The following is a 14,920-nucleotide window of genomic DNA, read 5'->3' on the forward strand; positions in this document are numbered from 1 at the left end:
CCAAGCAAGCGCTCGGTTAACTTCGCTGAACCTTCAGTGGAGTTCGCCGATGCCTGCCTTTCAGGAATACTTCGATCCCAGCCACCAATTGGTCCGCGACAGCGTCAGACGTTTTGTCGAGCGTGAGATCCTTCCGGACGTTGATCAGTGGGAAGAAGCGGAAAGCTTTCCGCGCGAGCTCTACCTCAAGGCCGGTGCGGCGGGCATCCTGGGGATCGGTTATCCCGAATCTTTGGGCGGCAGCCACGAAGGCGACCTGTTCGCCAAGGTCGCGGCCAGCGAAGAACTGATGCGTTGCGGCTCTGGCGGTCTGGTGGCCGGCCTCGGTTCGCTGGACATCGGCCTGCCGCCGATACTCAAGTGGGCCAGTCCCGAAGTCCGTGACCGCGTCGTGCCGCCAGTGCTGGCCGGCGAGAAGATCAGCGCGCTGGCCGTAACCGAACCCAGCGGCGGCTCCGACGTCGCCAACCTGCAAACCCGTGCTGTGCGTGACGGTGATTTCTACCGGGTCAGCGGCAACAAGACCTTTATCACCAGCGGTGTGCGCGCGGATTTCTATACCGTTGCGGTGCGTACCGGCGAGCCGGGTTTCGGCGGCATCAGTCTGCTCCTGATAGAAAAGGGCACACCGGGTTTCACCGTAGGGCGGCAGTTGAAGAAAATGGGCTGGTGGGCGTCGGATACCGCCGAATTGTTCTTCGACGATTGCCGGGTGCCTGTAGGAAATCTGATTGGCGCCGAGAACATGGGCTTCGCCTGCATCATGGGTAACTTCCAGAGCGAACGCCTGGCGTTGGCGTTGATGGCCAACATGACGGCGCAGTTGGCGCTGGAGGAAAGCCTGAAATGGGCGCGTCAGCGTGAAGCCTTTGGCAAACCCATCGGCAAATTCCAGGTGCTCAAGCACCGCCTCGCGGAAATGGCTACGGCGTTGGAGGTGTCACGGGAGTTCACTTACCGTCAGGCGGCGAAAATGGCGGCGGGGCAGAGCGTGATCAAGGAGATTTCCATGGCGAAGAATTTTGCGACCGACACCGCTGACCGGATTACCACGGATGCGGTGCAGATTTTGGGTGGTTTGGGTTACATGCGTGAAAGCCTGGTGGAGCGGTTGTATCGGGATAACCGGATACTGTCGATCGGTGGCGGGACGCGGGAAGTGATGAACGAGATTATCAGCAAGCAGATGGGGCTTTAATCGGCGGTGTAGCGGCTGACACCATCGCGGGCAAGCCCGCTCCCACAGAATTATCGTCAGACACAAATCTTGTGTACGGCGTAGGTCACTGTGGGAGCGGGCTTGCCCGCGATGGCGTCAGTACAGGCGCCGCTTACTTCTCGCTCAACGAAAACTGCGTCAGGCAAAAAGTCGCAATCCCCATCTCTTCCAGCCGCTGCGACCCACCCAGCTCCGGCAGATCAATAATCGCCGCCGCTTCATGAACCCGTGCGCCCATGCGCCGGATCAGGTTCGCCGCTGCGATCAGCGTGCCGCCGGTGGCGATCAAATCATCAAACATCACCACCGAGTCGCCTTCGCACAAGCTGTCGGCGTGTACTTCGAGAAAGGCTTCACCGTATTCGGTCGCATAACCTTCGGATAACACGTCGGCCGGCAGTTTGCCTTGCTTGCGGAACAGCACCAACGGCTTGTTCAACTGATAGGCCAGGATCGAGCCGATGAGGAAACCACGGGCATCCATCGCCCCGATGTGCGTGAAGTCCGCCTCGACATAACGATGGGCGAAGCTGTCCATCACCAGGCGCAGGGCCGTGGGCGACTGGAACAACGGCGTAATGTCGCGAAAGATCACGCCCGGCTTCGGGAAGTCGATCACGGGACGGATGAGGGATTTGATGTCGAAGGCGTCAAAGGCCATGGTCGAAGAATCCTGGCAGGCTGCAAACGTCGCAGTATAACGGCGGCTGAACCGTTTCGCTCAGCCGCAATCGCCAGAATCAGCCTTCGAGGGAACCACCGGCCAGGGCGCAGAGCTGGATCGGGTCGAGGATGTGGATTTCCTTGCCCTCGGCGGCGATCAGTTCGTTTTGCTGGAAGCGCGTGAACACCCTGGACACGGTTTCCACCGCCAGGCCCAGGTAATTGCCGATTTCGTTGCGCGACATGCTCAGGCGGAACTGATTGGCCGAGAAACCCCGCGCGCGAAAGCGTGCCGAGAGGTTGACCAGGAATGTAGCGATGCGCTCGTCGGCGGTTTTCTTCGACAGCAGCAACATCATTTGTTGATCGTCACGAATCTCGCGGCTCATCACTCGCATCAACTGACGGCGCAGTTGCGGCAGTTGCAGGGCCAGTTCGTCGAGGCGTTCGAAAGGGATTTCGCACACCGACGTGGTTTCCAGGGCTTGCGCCGAAACCGGATGCTTCTCAGTGTCCATGCCCGACAGCCCGACCAGTTCGCTTGGCAGGTGGAAACCGGTGAGCTGTTCTTCACCGCCATCGCTCAGGCTGAAGGTCTTGAGGGCGCCGGAGCGTACTGCATAAACGGAATCGAAAGTGTCGCCCTGGCGGAACAGGAACTCGCCTTTTTTCAGCGGGCGACCCCGTTTGACGATTTCGTCCAACGCTTCCATGTCTTCCAGATTCAGAGAAAGTGGCAAGCAGAGGGGGGCCAGGCTGCAATCCTTGCAATGGACCTGGCTTTGAGCGCGCAGTTTTACTGGCTCGGACATTTCTTCAATCCTTGTGGGAAAACACACATAAGCCGTAAGGGTAACTCACGGGAGGACATTCAGGCACGCGGCGATTTTGCCGCAGGGTCGTAAAGCCAGCATTTTGCTAACCGGCAAGTGAGCTGATGACTAGATCACTCGCGAAAACCGCTGGTGATTGTGCTGTTGCAAATAGGCATCGAACACCATGCACACCGAGCGCACCAGCAAGCGACCGGCGGGCAGTACGCTGATCCGCTCGTTGTCGAGGCTGATCAAACCGTCATCGGCCATGGTCTGTAGCTGAGGCCACAGTTCACCGAAGTAACCGCGAAAATCGATGTTGAAGGCCTGTTCGATGTCCGCGAACTCCAGGTTGAACGTGCAGATCAACTGTTGAATCACCGCCCGTCGCACGCGGTCATCGGCGTTGCACAGCAAACCACGGCTGGTGGCCAGTTGGGCGGAGGCCAGCGTGTTCTGATACTGATTCAGATCGCTGTTGTTCTGGCAGTAGAGGTCGCCGATCTGACTGATGGCCGACACCCCCAGCCCGATCAAATCGCAATGGCCGTGAGTGGTGTAGCCCTGAAAGTTACGTTGCAGGGTCGATTCTTCCTGGGCAATCGCCAGCTCATCGTCGGGCAAGGCGAAGTGGTCCATGCCGATGTAGCGGTAACCGGCAGTGGTCAGTTGTTCAATGGTGCGCTGGAGCATTTCCAGCTTCTGCGCCGGCGTCGGCAACTCGTTGCTGTTGATCCGCCGCTGCGGCATGAAGCGTTCCGGCAGGTGCGCGTAGTTGAACACTGAAAGCCGATCCGGTTGCAGTGCGATGACTTCGTCGACCGTGCGGGCGAAGTTGTCTGGAGTCTGCTTCGGCAAGCCGTAGATCAGGTCGATGTTGATCGAACGAAATTGCAGGGTCCGGGCGGCGTCGATCACGGCGCGGGTTTCTTCCAGGCTTTGCAGGCGATTGACCGCCCGTTGCACCGCCGGGTCGAGGTCTTGCAGGCCAATGCTGACCCGATTGAAGCCCAGTTCGCGGAGCAGGCCCATGGTCGACCAATCGGCTTCACGCGGGTCGATCTCGATGCCGTAGTCGCCGGAATCGTCGTCCAGCAGGTTGAAGTGCTTGCGCAGATGAGCCATCAACTGGCGCAGTTCGTCGTGGCTGAGAAAAGTCGGGGTGCCGCCGCCGAAGTGCAGTTGCTCGACTTTCTGAGCCGGGTCGAGGTGGCAGGCGATCAGCTGGATTTCCTGCTCAAGGCGCTGCAAATAGGGCAGGGCGCGGCCACGGTCCTTGGTGATGACTTTGTTGCAGGCGCAGTAGTAGCAAATGTTCGCGCAGAACGGCACGTGCACGTACAGCGACAACGGGCGCAGTGCCTTGCGGCTGTCGCGCAGGGCGTGAAACAGGTCGAAGGTGCCGACCTGTCCGTCGAATTGCACGGCGGTGGGGTAAGAGGTGTAGCGCGGCCCCGCCAGGTCGTAACGGCGGATAAGATCAGTGTCCCAACGAATGGCGTCGAGCATCATGCGGGCATTCCCCCGGATAGGCTGGCAGTGTCAGCGAGTCTATGGGGTGGGGCGGCGGGGCATCTTGATTTGCATCAACGGTCAGGATTTGTGTTGTTGATCAGGAACTCTTCGCGGGCAAGCCTTGCTCCTACAGGTAGGAGCGAGGCTTGCCCGCGAAGGGCGCACCACCGATCTAATGCCCCATGAGCCAATGCTGATGCGGCCCCGGCAAGGTCCAGATGCCGAACACCATCACCAGCAACCCACCCGTCATCCGCACACTGCGTTTGCGCAACAACGCCGTGACCCGCTCCGCCGCGAGCCCCGTGGCCAGCAGCACCGGCCAGGTGCCGAGCCCGAACGCGAGCATCAGCAGCCCACTGTCCAGCGCATTGCCCTGGCTCGCCGCCCACAGCAACGTGCTGTAAACCAACCCGCACGGCAGCCAGCCCCACAGTGCGCCCAGCAGCAACGCGCGGGGCAGGCTCGATACCGGCAGCAGTTTGTTGGCAACCGGCTGGATATGCCGCCACAGGCCTCGTCCGAGGCTTTCGATGCGGGTCAGGCCGCTCCACCAGCCGGCGAGGTAAAGCCCCATCGCGATGAGCAGCAATCCGGCAATCACGCGCATGAACATGGCCGCCGGACTGTTGGCGACCGCCCAGCCCGCCAGGCCGATCAGAAGACCGGCCGTCGCATAGCTGAGAATTCGCCCCAGGTTGTACGCCAGCAACAGTCGAAAACGTCGGCTGCGTTGCTCCTTGGGAATCGCCAGGGTCAACGCGCCCATCAGGCCGCCGCACATGCCCAGGCAATGGCCTCCGCCGAGCAGGCCGAGAATCACCGCAGACACCAACAGTGGCGCCAACTCAAGCATGAGGCGGCGCCTTGTCGTCCGGTTTGGCCGGATGGCCGCTGGCTTCGTCGACCGCGGCCTTGTGGTTCGGGTCCTGGTCGTCGAACAGAATGCTGTGGGCCGGGCCGTCGAGGTCGTCGTACTGACCGCTGTCGACCGCCCAGAAGAAGATAAAGATAGCGATGGCCACGATCAGCAGCGCGGCCGGGATCATCACGTAGAGAGCTGGCATCTGGACTCCATGCCCGCGCGGCTCAGGCCGGCAGCGGGCGGGTTTCTGGCGTGGTGTGGGCGGCAGGCGCGCTCGGCAGGCGAGTCAGGCGCAGGGCGTTCAGCACCACGGTCAACGAACTGATGGACATGCCGACCGCAGCCCACACCGGAGTGATCCAGCCGAGGGCGGCGAACGGCAACATGAGGCCATTGTACAGCCCGGCCCACAGCAGGTTCTCGATGATTACCCGGCGGGTGCGCCGCGCCAGGCTGAAGGCTTGCACCAGCGCATCGAGACGGTTGGACAGCAACACCGCATCGGCACTGGTTTTCGCCAGATCGGTGGCCGAACCCATCGCCACGCTGATGTCGGCAGCGGCCAGCACCGGCACGTCATTGACCCCGTCACCGAGCATCAACACCTTGCGGCCTTCCTTGTGCAGCTGTTGCAGGACCTGCAATTTGTCATCGGGGCGCAAACCGCCCCGGGCTTCGTCGATGCCCAGTTCGACGGCGACGCTGGCGACCATTGGCGAGGTATCGCCCGACAGCAGCAATGTGCGCCAGCCACGGGCCTTGCACGCTTCCACTAGCGCCGGCGCATCGGCACGCAAGCGGTCATCGAGGACAAACCACGCCAGTGGCCCTTGGCTGTCGCCGAGCAGCAGCCACTGACCCGCTTCGTCGGGCATCACCGGCACGGCGGCGCCACTGAGTTCGCAGACGAAACCCGGCTGGCCAATGCGCAGGCGCTGCGTGCCGACCAAACCTTCGAGGCCCAGCCCCGGCGTGCTGAGGACTTCTTCGGCCGCCAGCGGCGCCCGGCCAAATGCGCGGGCGATCGGGTGTTCGGAACGGTTTTCCAGCGCGGCGGCGAGACTCAGGCATTGATCGCTGTCGAGTGCGCCGAGCGGGCGGATCGAACGCAAGGCCAATCGACCTTCGGTCAACGTGCCGGTCTTGTCGAAAATCACCGTGTCGATCTGGTTCAGACCTTCCAGCACATGACCGCGGGTCAGCAGTAAACCGAGTTTGTGCAGCGTGCCGGTGGCGGCGGTGAGGGCGGTCGGCGTGGCCAGCGACAAGGCGCACGGGCACGTCGCAACCAGCATCGCCAGAACAATCCAGAAGGCTCGTGACGAATCCAGTTCCCACCACAACAGGCCAATCGCTGCGGCAGCGATCAATGACAGCAACAGGAACCATTGCGCGGCGCGGTCGGCGATTTCCGCCAGTCGCGGCTTCTCGGCCTGAGCGCGGTCCAGCAGACGGACGATGGCTGACAGCCGCGTGTCCTGACCCAGCGCCAAGACTTCCACGGTCAACGCGCCTTCGACGTTCAAGGTGCCGGCGGTGACCGCATCGCCCTGGGTGCGCGGTTGCGGCAGGTATTCGCCGGTCAGCAGCGATTCGTCGATGCTCGACTGGCCATCGAGGATCTTGCCGTCGGCCGGCAGGATAGCGCCCGGGTGCACCAGCACTTGATCGCCGACACGCAACTCGCTAAGCAGGATCCGCTCGCTCTGGCCGTCGGAGCTCAGGCGCAGGCACGAAGCAGGTAACAGGTTTACAAGCTGTGCGGTAGCGGCGGCGGTGCGTTCGCGGGCGCGACGTTCCAGATAACGCCCGGCCAGCAAGAACAGCGCGAACATCCCTACGGCATCGAAATACAGCTCGCCGACGCCGGTGATCGAGGTCCAGATCCCGGCGATGTAGGCACTGCCGATCGCCAGTGACACCGACACATCCATGGTCAGGTGGCGGGTGCGCAAATCACGCATCGCCCCTTTGAAAAACGGCGCACAGCTGTAGAACACGATCGGTGTGGTGAGGAACAGCGCGACCCAGCGCAGGATGGTGTGCAGCTCGGGGCTGAGGTCGATATTGAATTCCGGCCAGGTGGCCATGGTCGCCATCATCGCCTGGAACCACAGCAGTCCGGCGACACCGAGTTGGCGCAAGGCCAGGCGGTTTTCGCTGGCCAGTTGTTCGCTGGCGCGGTCGGCTTGATACGGGTGCGCGGCGTAGCCGATGTGGCGCAATTCGCTGAGCACTTGGCTCAACGGCAATTGCGCGTCGGCCCAGCGTACGTGAAGGCGATGGTTGGACAGGTTCAATCGCGCTTCGGCCACCACGGGCAAGGCGCGCAGGTGTTTTTCGATCAACCAGCCGCAGGCGGCGCAGCTGATGCCTTCCATCAACAGGGTGGTTTCGGCGAGTTCGCCGTCGTGACGCACGAAAGGCTTTTGCACGTCGGCGCGGTCGTAGAGCGCCAACTCATCCACCAACTGCACCGGCAAGGCTTCGGGGTTGGCCGACGACTCGCTGCGATGCTGGTAATAGCTTTCCAGCCCACCGGCCACAATCGCCTCAGCCACGGCCTGGCAACCCGGGCAGCAGAACTCGCGGGTTTCACCGAGGACCGCAGCGGTGAAGCGGCTGCCGGCCGGGACGGGCAGGGCGCAGTGGTAGCAGGGCAGTTGGGTGGTCATCTAAGTGGCCATGAAAACAATATTGTTAAAACCGGGGCAGGTTCTGTGGCGAGGGGATTTATCCCCGTTCGGCTGCGAAGCAGTCGTGAAACCTGTTAGCGGAAATATGACTGGAAGAATGCAGGGGGCCGCTTCGCAGCCCAACGGGGATAAATCCCCTCGCCACATTGCGAGTTTACTTCTTCAGGTCTTCCGCGCCTTGCAGCGGCTCGTCACCCAAGAGCAGATCCTTGTCATGGCTGACCAGCTCTTCTTCGAACATGCGCCAGATGTGGTCGTCCTGAGTGCCCAGCAATTCGACGAAACGACGGCCTTCAACCTTGTCACTCAACTGGCCAATATAGCGGCCCTGTTCGGTTTCGCTGCGGGCCAGGGTGATCTTGCGATCCTTCTCCGGCTGGGTCGGCGAGATCAGGTTCAGCTCAAGGGTTTTCGGTTGGCTGTTGCCGCTCAGGCGCAAATCGACTTCGCCGGTCACATCGTCCAGATGAACGCTGGCGCGCAGCAACAGGGTCTGGGCCAGCAGTTCGCGGTCGAGGGAGCGGTTGATGCCTTTGCCGGCCTCGTAGTAGTTGTCGTTGACCAGGTTGTCCGGGTTGTTCACCGCGATGGTCACCATGGACAAGGTCAGGGTCACGGAACAGGCCAGGATGGCGATGATGATCCATGGCCAAAGATGCTTGTACCAAGGGCTTGCGGCGTTTGCTGCGGGCATGATCACTTCTCTCAACGAATTTGTGGGCCGATGAATCGGCTCTTGGCTTCAACGTGGACGCTGTCGTCATCGGCATCCTTGAGGATGAATTTCACCTCGTTGGTGCTCGACGGCAGTTTTTCCGGTGCGATCGACAGTTCGACCGGCTGGCTGAAAATCTCCCCGGCGGCGACTTTGATCTCGCGCTTGCCTTGCAGCTTCAGGTCCGGCAAACCGGAGGCTTCCAGTACGTAGGTATGGTCGCGCTGGTCTTTGTTCATGATCTTCAGGCTGTAGACGTTTTCGATCCGGCCTTCGGCGTTCTCGCGGTACAGCACGCGGTCCTTGCTGACGTCGAAACCCACCAGCGAACGCATGAAGAACGCGCCCGCCAGCAAGCCCATCATGGCCAGCAGCACCAGGGCATAGCCGATCAGGCGCGGGCGCAGTTTATGGGTTTTTTGCCCGGACAGGTTGTGTTCGGTGGTGTAGCTGATCAACCCGCGGGGGTAGTCCATCTTGTCCATGATGCTGTCGCAGGCATCGATGCACGCCGCGCAGCCGATGCATTCAATCTGCAGACCGTCCCGAATGTCGATCCCGGTCGGGCAGACCTGGACGCACATGGTGCAGTCGATGCAGTCGCCCAGGCCCTGGGCCTTGTAGTCGATGCCTTTCTTGCGCGGGCCGCGACTTTCACCACGGCGCGGATCGTAGGAGACGATCAGGGTGTCCTTGTCGAACATCACGCTCTGGAAACGCGCATACGGGCACATGTAAATGCACACCTGCTCACGCAACCAGCCGGCGTTGCCGTAGGTGGCGAGGGTGAAGAAACCGACCCAGAAATACGACCAGCCATCGGCTTCGCCGGTGAAGAAGTCGATCGTCAGTTCGCGAATGGGCGAGAAGTAACCGACGAAGGTCATGCCGGTGACGAAGCCGATCAGCAGCCACATCGAGTGCTTGCTGAATTTGCGCAGGAATTTGTTGGCACTCATCGGCGCCTTGTCGAGTTTGATGCGCTGGTTGCGGTCGCCTTCGGTGACCTTTTCGCACCACATGAAAATCCACGTCCAGACGCTCTGCGGGCAGGTATAGCCGCACCAGACCCGACCGGCGTACACGGTAATGAAGAACAGGCCGAAGGCGCTGACGATCAGGATCCCGGAAAGCAGGATGAAATCTTGAGGCCAGAAGGTCGCCCCGAAGATGAAAAACTTGCGCTCCGGCAGGTTCCACCAGACGGCTTGATGGCCGCCCCAGTTCAGCCAGACCGTGCCGAAATACAGCAGAAACAACCCGGCACCGCCCATCATCCGCAGGTTGCGGAACAGGCCGGTGAAGGCTCGCGTGTAGATTTTTTCCCGAGAGGCGTAGAGGTCGACGCTGGTGTTCGCGTCTTTGGCTGGCGGTGTGACGTCGTGTACCGGAATCTGATTGCTCATCATTGCATCCCACGGCAGTGGAAAAATGCCTCGGTCAGTACATGCCGACCGCGGTCAAAAAGAGGTGTTGCAGTGGCGCAATGATACGCCTGTCGCTCTAGCTCAAGGGTGCGACCTTTGGTCACGTTGGTGGAAATCAACTGACAGTGTAATGACTTGAATCAATTGACTTGTGAATTATGGACGGTTTTGCAGGGCGCGCGGGTCAATCAGCACGGGTTGATCAATCGCACAGGGCTGGAAGGAGCGTCCGCCATGTTGCGAGTCATTGCCTCAGCCTGGGGGGGCGCAAATCAGCAATCACGTTCGTATCGAGCAGGAACATCAGGACAGATCCACGGTTCGATGAGGGTGATTCCACGCTCGATTTAGAGGTGTCACCAACAAGTAAGTAATGGTTGAATTTATGTTCGTTAGTTGGGAGTTCTCAAATGTTTGGTGGTTTTTGAAATATAGGTTGTTAATTGCGGGCTTTGCATGGATTTAAAACATGGCATAAATTGTTGGTAGGTTTGTAAGTTGCACACCTGTTAACTAATCTTGTTATGGAAATGGAATTCTATGTTTTTGACTAAATGCACCAGGCCACTTGCTGGCGTGTTGTTATGTATTGCCGCGTCGGCTGCCCATGCGAACCCCACCGACTTCTCGCCTCGCCATTTGATATTTACTTCGGATCCGCAATTCCCCTGGACCGAAAGTTCTGATTACGGTTGGGAGGAGTCGGATTCGGACCGAGACAAGCGTTCTCGTTGGTTGATTGAAACCCAGTATTCGGATGTCGCCAGTTTTCGGAACAACCACAGCCGGGACCCTGGCCATATTCCGGTCATGATCAATGGGGATATGACGGCTTTCGGCCACGGCAGCGAACGCTCCACGACCCAGTCGATTCTGGAGAAGTACCTGGGCGGTGTTTATGACTACGGTCTGGGTAATCACGACTACGAAAACAATATTAATGACTGCAGTTTTCCCGAGAACAATTGCGCCGCTGGTAGCATTGTGGAGTTGCGGGAAAAATATTGGGGGAAGGTCAATACATTTGATTTTGCAGCTCGGAGCGAGGGGGGTGCCAAAGTCTATTACGGAAGTCTTGCTTATTCAAAGTCTGTGGGTGATGTTCACCTGATACAACTCAATAACGAGCCTACTTACACGGTGAATTTTTCCTCGGGGTTTCCTTTGAATAAGGTTAACTTTGAAATCTCGGATGCGCTGGATTGGCTGGAGCGCGATCTGCAGCAGGCGCGCAATCAGGGTCAGATCATTTTAATTAATATGCACAAACCTGATCGCTGGAAGGGAAGCCCGGAACAGATTGAACGCTTCAAGGCCATGATTGCACGCTACGAGGTCACCGCGGTGTTCGCAGGGCATTTACATAATGAACCGGGGCGTTTTACCGGATGGAACAGGACGGATTACTTTGGTGACGTTCCGGTGTTCCTGAGTGGCGGCGCTTCCAATCAGACCTACCTGATCGCCAGTTTTGCGCTGGATCGCAAGACGCTGACGGTGTATCAGGTCAACGGTAACAACTGGCCAAGCCGCAAGGAGGTCGAAACCATCGCGGTTCAATAGTCCCCACATTCCGGCCCCAAACGAAAACGGCCCCGTCAAATGACGGGGCCGTTTTTTTGTTGCAGCAAGCGTGTGCCTTTACTGAGCGTCTTCCGCCGGCGCTTTCTCACCGTGAGAGAGGCTGTAGACGTAAGCGGCCAGCAGGTGAACCTTGTCGTTGCCTTGCAGCTGTTCTTGCGCAGGCATCTGGCCCTGACGGCCGTAACGGATGGTCTGCTGCAGTTGAGCGAAGCTCGAACCGTAGATGAACGCTGCCGGGTGAGTCAGGTCAGGTGCGCCCATCGCTGGGGTGCCTTTGCCTTCCGGACCGTGGCATACCGCGCAATTGGCGGCGAACAGCTTCTGACCGGCGACCGGATCAGCCTTGGTGCCTTCCGGCAGCTTGCGGCCATCGAGGTTGGTCAGCACGAACGAAGCAACGTCCGCAACGCCTTGCTCGCCGATCACGTCAGCCCACGCTGGCATGACCGCGTGACGGCCACCCATGATGGTGGTCTTGATGGTTTCCGCTTCACCACCCCAGCGCCAGTCGGCGTCGGTCAGGTTCGGGAAGCCATAAGCGCCTTTTGCGTCGGAGCCGTGGCAGACCGAGCAGTTGGAGGCGAACAGGCGGCCACCCATCTTCAGGGCTTGCGGGTCCTTGGCGACTTCTTCAATCGGCATGGAAGCGAACTTGGCGAAGATCGGACCGAACTTGGCGTCCGACTTGGCCATTTCCTTTTCCCACTCGTGAACGCCGGTCCAGCCGGTCTGGCCGTTGGCGAACGCGGTCTGCTTCTCGTTATCCAGGTAGTTGTAACCTGGCAGCAGGCCTTTCCAGTTGCCCAGGCCCGGGTACAGCACCAGGTAGCCCAAGGCGAAGATGATGGTGCCCACGAACAGCATGAACCACCATTTCGGCAGTGGGTTGTCGTACTCCTCGATCCCGTCGAAGGAGTGGCCAACCGTTTCCTCTGTCTGCTCGGCTCGCTGGCCCTTGCGGGTGGACAGCAGCAGCCAGGTCAGGGCGAAGATGGTGCCGAGACTGAGGACTGTGACGTACAGACTCCAGAACGTAGTCATTCTTTGTTACTCCTAGAAGCTTGCTCGACGTGCTTGATGGCTTCGGGATCGTCCGCGAAAGGCAGCAAGGTCGCGTCTTCAAACTCCGACTTGCGCTTTGGGCTGAATACCCACAACGCCAGACCGATGAAGGCCACCATCACAACAACGGTGCCCAGGCCACGAATCATCCCGATATCCATCTAAATCACCGTTTGCTTTTGATGATGGTGCCCAGGCCTTGCAGATAGGCCACCAGCGCGTCCATTTCGGTTTTGCCCTTCACAGCATCCTTGGCACCGGCGATGTCTTCGTCGGTGTAAGGGACGCCGAGCGTGCGCAAGACTTCCATTTTCTTGGCAGTGTCTTTGCCGTCGAGCTTGTTTTCCACGAGGAACGGGTAGGCCGGCATTTTCGACTCAGGCACCACGTTGCGCGGGTTGTACAAGTGCGCACGCTGCCAGTCATCGGAGTAACGACCGCCGACACGGGCCAAGTCCGGACCGGTACGCTTGGAACCCCACAGGAACGGGTGGTCCCAGACGCTTTCACCGGCAACGGAGTAGTGGCCGTAACGTTCGGTTTCAGCACGGAACGGGCGGATCATCTGCGAGTGGCAGCCGACACAACCGTTGGCGATGTAAACGTCGCGGCCTTCCAGTTCAAGGGCGGTGCGAGGCTTCATGCCTTCGACCGGCTTGTTGGTGACGTCCTGGAAAAACAGCGGAACGATCTGGGTCAGGCCGCCGATGCTGACGGCGATAACCATGAAGAAGGCCAGCAGGCCAATGTTCTTCTCGACTGCTTCATGCTTCATCAGTGAGCTCCAACTACAGCAATCTGAGCGGCGGCTTCGGCTTCAGCCGGGTTCGAGGCACGTACGGTCCGCCATACGTTGTAGGCCATGAACAGCATGCCGCTGGCAAAGAACGCACCGCCCAGGGCGCGAACGATGAAACCAGGGTGGCTGGCTTGCAGGGCTTCGACGAACGAGTAGGTGAGGGTGCCGTCGTCGTTGATTGCACGCCACATCAGGCCCTGGGTGATGCCGTTGACCCACATCGAAGCGATGTACAGAACGGTGCCAATGGTCGCGAGCCAGAAGTGCGCGTTGATCAGGCCGATGCTGTGCATCTGCGCGCGACCGAACAGTTTCGGGATCATGTGATAGATGGCGCCGATCGAGATCATCGCAACCCAGCCCAAGGCGCCGGCGTGTACGTGGCCGATGGTCCAGTCGGTGTAGTGCGACAGCGAGTTCACGGTCTTGATGGCCATCATCGGGCCTTCAAAGGTCGACATGCCGTAGAAGGCCAGCGACACAACCAGGAAGCGCAGGATCGGGTCGGTGCGCAGCTTATGCCAGGCGCCCGACAGGGTCATCATGCCGTTGATCATGCCGCCCCAGCTTGGAGCCAGCAGGATGATCGACATCGCCATGCCCAGGGACTGAGCCCAGTCCGGCAGCGCGGTGTAGTGCAGGTGGTGCGGACCGGCCCAGATGTACAGGGTGATCAGCGCCCAGAAGTGCACGATCGACAGGCGATAGGAGTAGATCGGACGCTCGGCCTGCTTCGGAACGAAGTAGTACATCATCCCCAGGAAGCCGGTGGTCAGGAAGAAACCCACCGCGTTGTGGCCGTACCACCACTGGATCATCGCATCAGTCGCACCGGCGTAGGCCGAGTAGGACTTGAAGAAGCTGACCGGCAGGGACGCGTGGTTGACGATGTGCAGCATCGCCGTCACGACGATGAAGGCACCGTAGAACCAGTTACCCACATAGATATGCTTGGTGTTGCGCTTGGTGATGGTGCCGAAAAACACCAGACCGTAGGACACCCAGACGATGGCCAGCAGAATAGCCAGGGGCCATTCCAGTTCCGCGTATTCCTTGGTGGTGGTGTAACCCAACGGCAAGGTAATGATCGCGCCGACAATGACCGCTTGCCAACCCCAGAAGGTGAAGGCTGCGAGGCTGTCGGAAATCAGTCGCGTTTGGCAGGTTCGCTGCACGACGTAATAAGAAGTGGCAAACAGAGCACAACCACCGAAGGCGAAAATCACCAGGTTGGTGTGCAACGGGCGTAAGCGTCCAAAAGTCGTCCACGGCAGACCGAAGTTCAATTCCGGCCATACAAGCTGTGAGGCGATGAAGACACCAAGCCCCATGCCAAGGATCCCCCAGACCACCGTCATGATGGCGAACTGGCGGACTACCTTATAGTTATAAGCAGTCGGACTGATTGCTGTGCTCATTCTAAGGTTCCACGGTTTGGGTGTTTTATTAGGAGTAAAAATCGGCCGCAAGTATGTAGAAAGCGGGGGGTCATTGCAACGCGCCATGACCTGGGTCAATGCTTTCAAAAGCTGATTCTGCGGCCTTTCCATGCGCCGCGTA

Annotated in this window: 14 protein-coding genes; 2 read left to right on the plus strand and 12 right to left on the minus strand. The window is 59.6% G+C overall.

All coding sequences use genetic code 11. The annotated features are described in order from the left end of the window. Positions 1–49 precede the first annotated feature (49 nt). Positions 50–1,198 (plus strand): acyl-CoA dehydrogenase family protein, encoded by a 1,149-nt coding sequence (locus ACA060_RS09380; RefSeq protein ID WP_497316788.1) that lies wholly within the window; start codon positions 50–52, stop codon positions 1,196–1,198. Between the two features lie 133 nt (positions 1,199–1,331). Here ACA060_RS09380 and ACA060_RS09385 read toward each other — a convergent pair whose 3' ends face one another. The 8 genes from ACA060_RS09385 to ccoG form a co-directional block, all read right to left on the minus strand. Then, the gene (locus ACA060_RS09385; protein ID WP_497316790.1) at positions 1,332–1,880 is read right to left on the minus strand and encodes an adenine phosphoribosyltransferase; all 549 of its coding nucleotides are present in this window, start codon (positions 1,878–1,880) and stop codon (positions 1,332–1,334) included. A gap of 79 nt (positions 1,881–1,959) precedes the next feature. Further along, positions 1,960–2,694 (minus strand): fumarate/nitrate reduction transcriptional regulator Fnr, encoded by a 735-nt coding sequence (gene fnr / locus ACA060_RS09390; RefSeq protein WP_497316792.1) that lies wholly within the window; start codon positions 2,692–2,694, stop codon positions 1,960–1,962. Positions 2,695–2,823: 129 nt separating this feature from the next. After that, positions 2,824–4,206, minus strand: a complete 1,383-nt coding sequence (hemN, locus tag ACA060_RS09395; RefSeq protein ID WP_497318204.1) for an oxygen-independent coproporphyrinogen III oxidase — start codon at positions 4,204–4,206, stop codon at positions 2,824–2,826. Between the two features lie 178 nt (positions 4,207–4,384). Then, positions 4,385–5,068: a sulfite exporter TauE/SafE family protein gene (locus ACA060_RS09400; RefSeq protein ID WP_497316794.1), complete on the minus strand. Its 684-nt coding sequence runs from the start codon at positions 5,066–5,068 to the stop codon at positions 4,385–4,387. After that, positions 5,061–5,279, minus strand: coding sequence for a cbb3-type cytochrome oxidase assembly protein CcoS (gene ccoS / locus ACA060_RS09405; RefSeq protein ID WP_109628926.1), 219 nt, complete (start codon positions 5,277–5,279; stop codon positions 5,061–5,063). The genes ACA060_RS09400 and ccoS overlap by 8 nt, the downstream gene beginning before the upstream one ends. A 22-nt stretch (positions 5,280–5,301) precedes the next feature. Next, positions 5,302–7,752 carry a heavy metal translocating P-type ATPase gene (locus ACA060_RS09410; protein WP_497316797.1) on the minus strand — a complete coding sequence of 817 codons (2,451 nt, stop codon included), beginning with the start codon at positions 7,750–7,752 and terminating at the stop codon, positions 5,302–5,304. Positions 7,753–7,927: 175 nt separating this feature from the next. Then, complete coding sequence (locus tag ACA060_RS09415; RefSeq protein WP_109628930.1) at positions 7,928–8,467, minus strand: FixH family protein; 540 nt, start codon at positions 8,465–8,467, stop codon at positions 7,928–7,930. A gap of 11 nt (positions 8,468–8,478) precedes the next feature. Then, on the minus strand, positions 8,479–9,894 hold the full coding sequence (gene ccoG, locus ACA060_RS09420) for a cytochrome c oxidase accessory protein CcoG (protein WP_497316799.1): 1,416 nt from the start codon (positions 9,892–9,894) through the stop codon (positions 8,479–8,481). A 561-nt stretch (positions 9,895–10,455) separates the two neighbouring features. Between ccoG and ACA060_RS09425 the strand changes: the two genes are divergently transcribed. Continuing rightward, complete coding sequence (locus ACA060_RS09425; protein ID WP_497316801.1) at positions 10,456–11,478, plus strand: metallophosphoesterase family protein; 1,023 nt, start codon at positions 10,456–10,458, stop codon at positions 11,476–11,478. A 78-nt stretch (positions 11,479–11,556) separates the two neighbouring features. Here ACA060_RS09425 and ccoP read toward each other — a convergent pair whose 3' ends face one another. The 4 genes from ccoP to ccoN are packed head-to-tail and all read right to left on the minus strand — an operon-like array spanning position 11,557 to position 14,778. Next, complete coding sequence (gene ccoP / locus ACA060_RS09430; protein WP_109628936.1) at positions 11,557–12,540, minus strand: cytochrome-c oxidase, cbb3-type subunit III; 984 nt, start codon at positions 12,538–12,540, stop codon at positions 11,557–11,559. After that, complete coding sequence (locus ACA060_RS09435) at positions 12,537–12,722, minus strand: CcoQ/FixQ family Cbb3-type cytochrome c oxidase assembly chaperone (RefSeq protein WP_003175465.1); 186 nt, start codon at positions 12,720–12,722, stop codon at positions 12,537–12,539. Before ACA060_RS09435 ends, ccoP begins: the two co-directional genes overlap by 4 nt. A gap of 5 nt (positions 12,723–12,727) precedes the next feature. After that, positions 12,728–13,336 (minus strand): cytochrome-c oxidase, cbb3-type subunit II, encoded by a 609-nt coding sequence (gene ccoO / locus ACA060_RS09440; RefSeq protein WP_009042961.1) that lies wholly within the window; start codon positions 13,334–13,336, stop codon positions 12,728–12,730. Then, positions 13,336–14,778: a cytochrome-c oxidase, cbb3-type subunit I gene (gene ccoN / locus ACA060_RS09445; protein ID WP_109628938.1), complete on the minus strand. Its 1,443-nt coding sequence runs from the start codon at positions 14,776–14,778 to the stop codon at positions 13,336–13,338. Before ccoN ends, ccoO begins: the two co-directional genes overlap by 1 nt. Between the last annotated feature and the right edge of the window lie 142 nt (positions 14,779–14,920).

The sequence above is a fragment of the Pseudomonas sp. LBUM1671 genome, from assembly GCF_059695685.1.

Bases quoted from the DNA above. Each gene is read 5' to 3' on its own strand.
- ACA060_RS09425 (WP_497316801.1), top strand. From the start codon at position 10,456: ATGTTTTTGACTAAATGCACCAGGCCACTTGCTGGCGTGTTGTTATGT.
- ACA060_RS09385 (WP_497316790.1), bottom strand. From the start codon at position 1,880: ATGGCCTTTGACGCCTTCGACATCAAATCCCTCATCCGTCCCGTGATC.
- ccoG (WP_497316799.1), bottom strand. From the start codon at position 9,894: ATGAGCAATCAGATTCCGGTACACGACGTCACACCGCCAGCCAAAGAC.
- ccoO (WP_009042961.1), bottom strand. From the start codon at position 13,336: ATGAAGCATGAAGCAGTCGAGAAGAACATTGGCCTGCTGGCCTTCTTC.
- ACA060_RS09380 (WP_497316788.1), top strand. From the start codon at position 50: ATGCCTGCCTTTCAGGAATACTTCGATCCCAGCCACCAATTGGTCCGC.
- ACA060_RS09435 (WP_003175465.1), bottom strand. From the start codon at position 12,722: ATGGATATCGGGATGATTCGTGGCCTGGGCACCGTTGTTGTGATGGTG.
- ACA060_RS09400 (WP_497316794.1), bottom strand. From the start codon at position 5,068: ATGCTTGAGTTGGCGCCACTGTTGGTGTCTGCGGTGATTCTCGGCCTG.
- ACA060_RS09410 (WP_497316797.1), bottom strand. From the start codon at position 7,752: ATGACCACCCAACTGCCCTGCTACCACTGCGCCCTGCCCGTCCCGGCC.
- ccoP (WP_109628936.1), bottom strand. From the start codon at position 12,540: ATGACTACGTTCTGGAGTCTGTACGTCACAGTCCTCAGTCTCGGCACC.
- ccoS (WP_109628926.1), bottom strand. From the start codon at position 5,279: ATGCCAGCTCTCTACGTGATGATCCCGGCCGCGCTGCTGATCGTGGCC.
- fnr (WP_497316792.1), bottom strand. From the start codon at position 2,694: ATGTCCGAGCCAGTAAAACTGCGCGCTCAAAGCCAGGTCCATTGCAAG.
- hemN (WP_497318204.1), bottom strand. From the start codon at position 4,206: ATGCTCGACGCCATTCGTTGGGACACTGATCTTATCCGCCGTTACGAC.
- ccoN (WP_109628938.1), bottom strand. From the start codon at position 14,778: ATGAGCACAGCAATCAGTCCGACTGCTTATAACTATAAGGTAGTCCGC.
- ACA060_RS09415 (WP_109628930.1), bottom strand. From the start codon at position 8,467: ATGCCCGCAGCAAACGCCGCAAGCCCTTGGTACAAGCATCTTTGGCCA.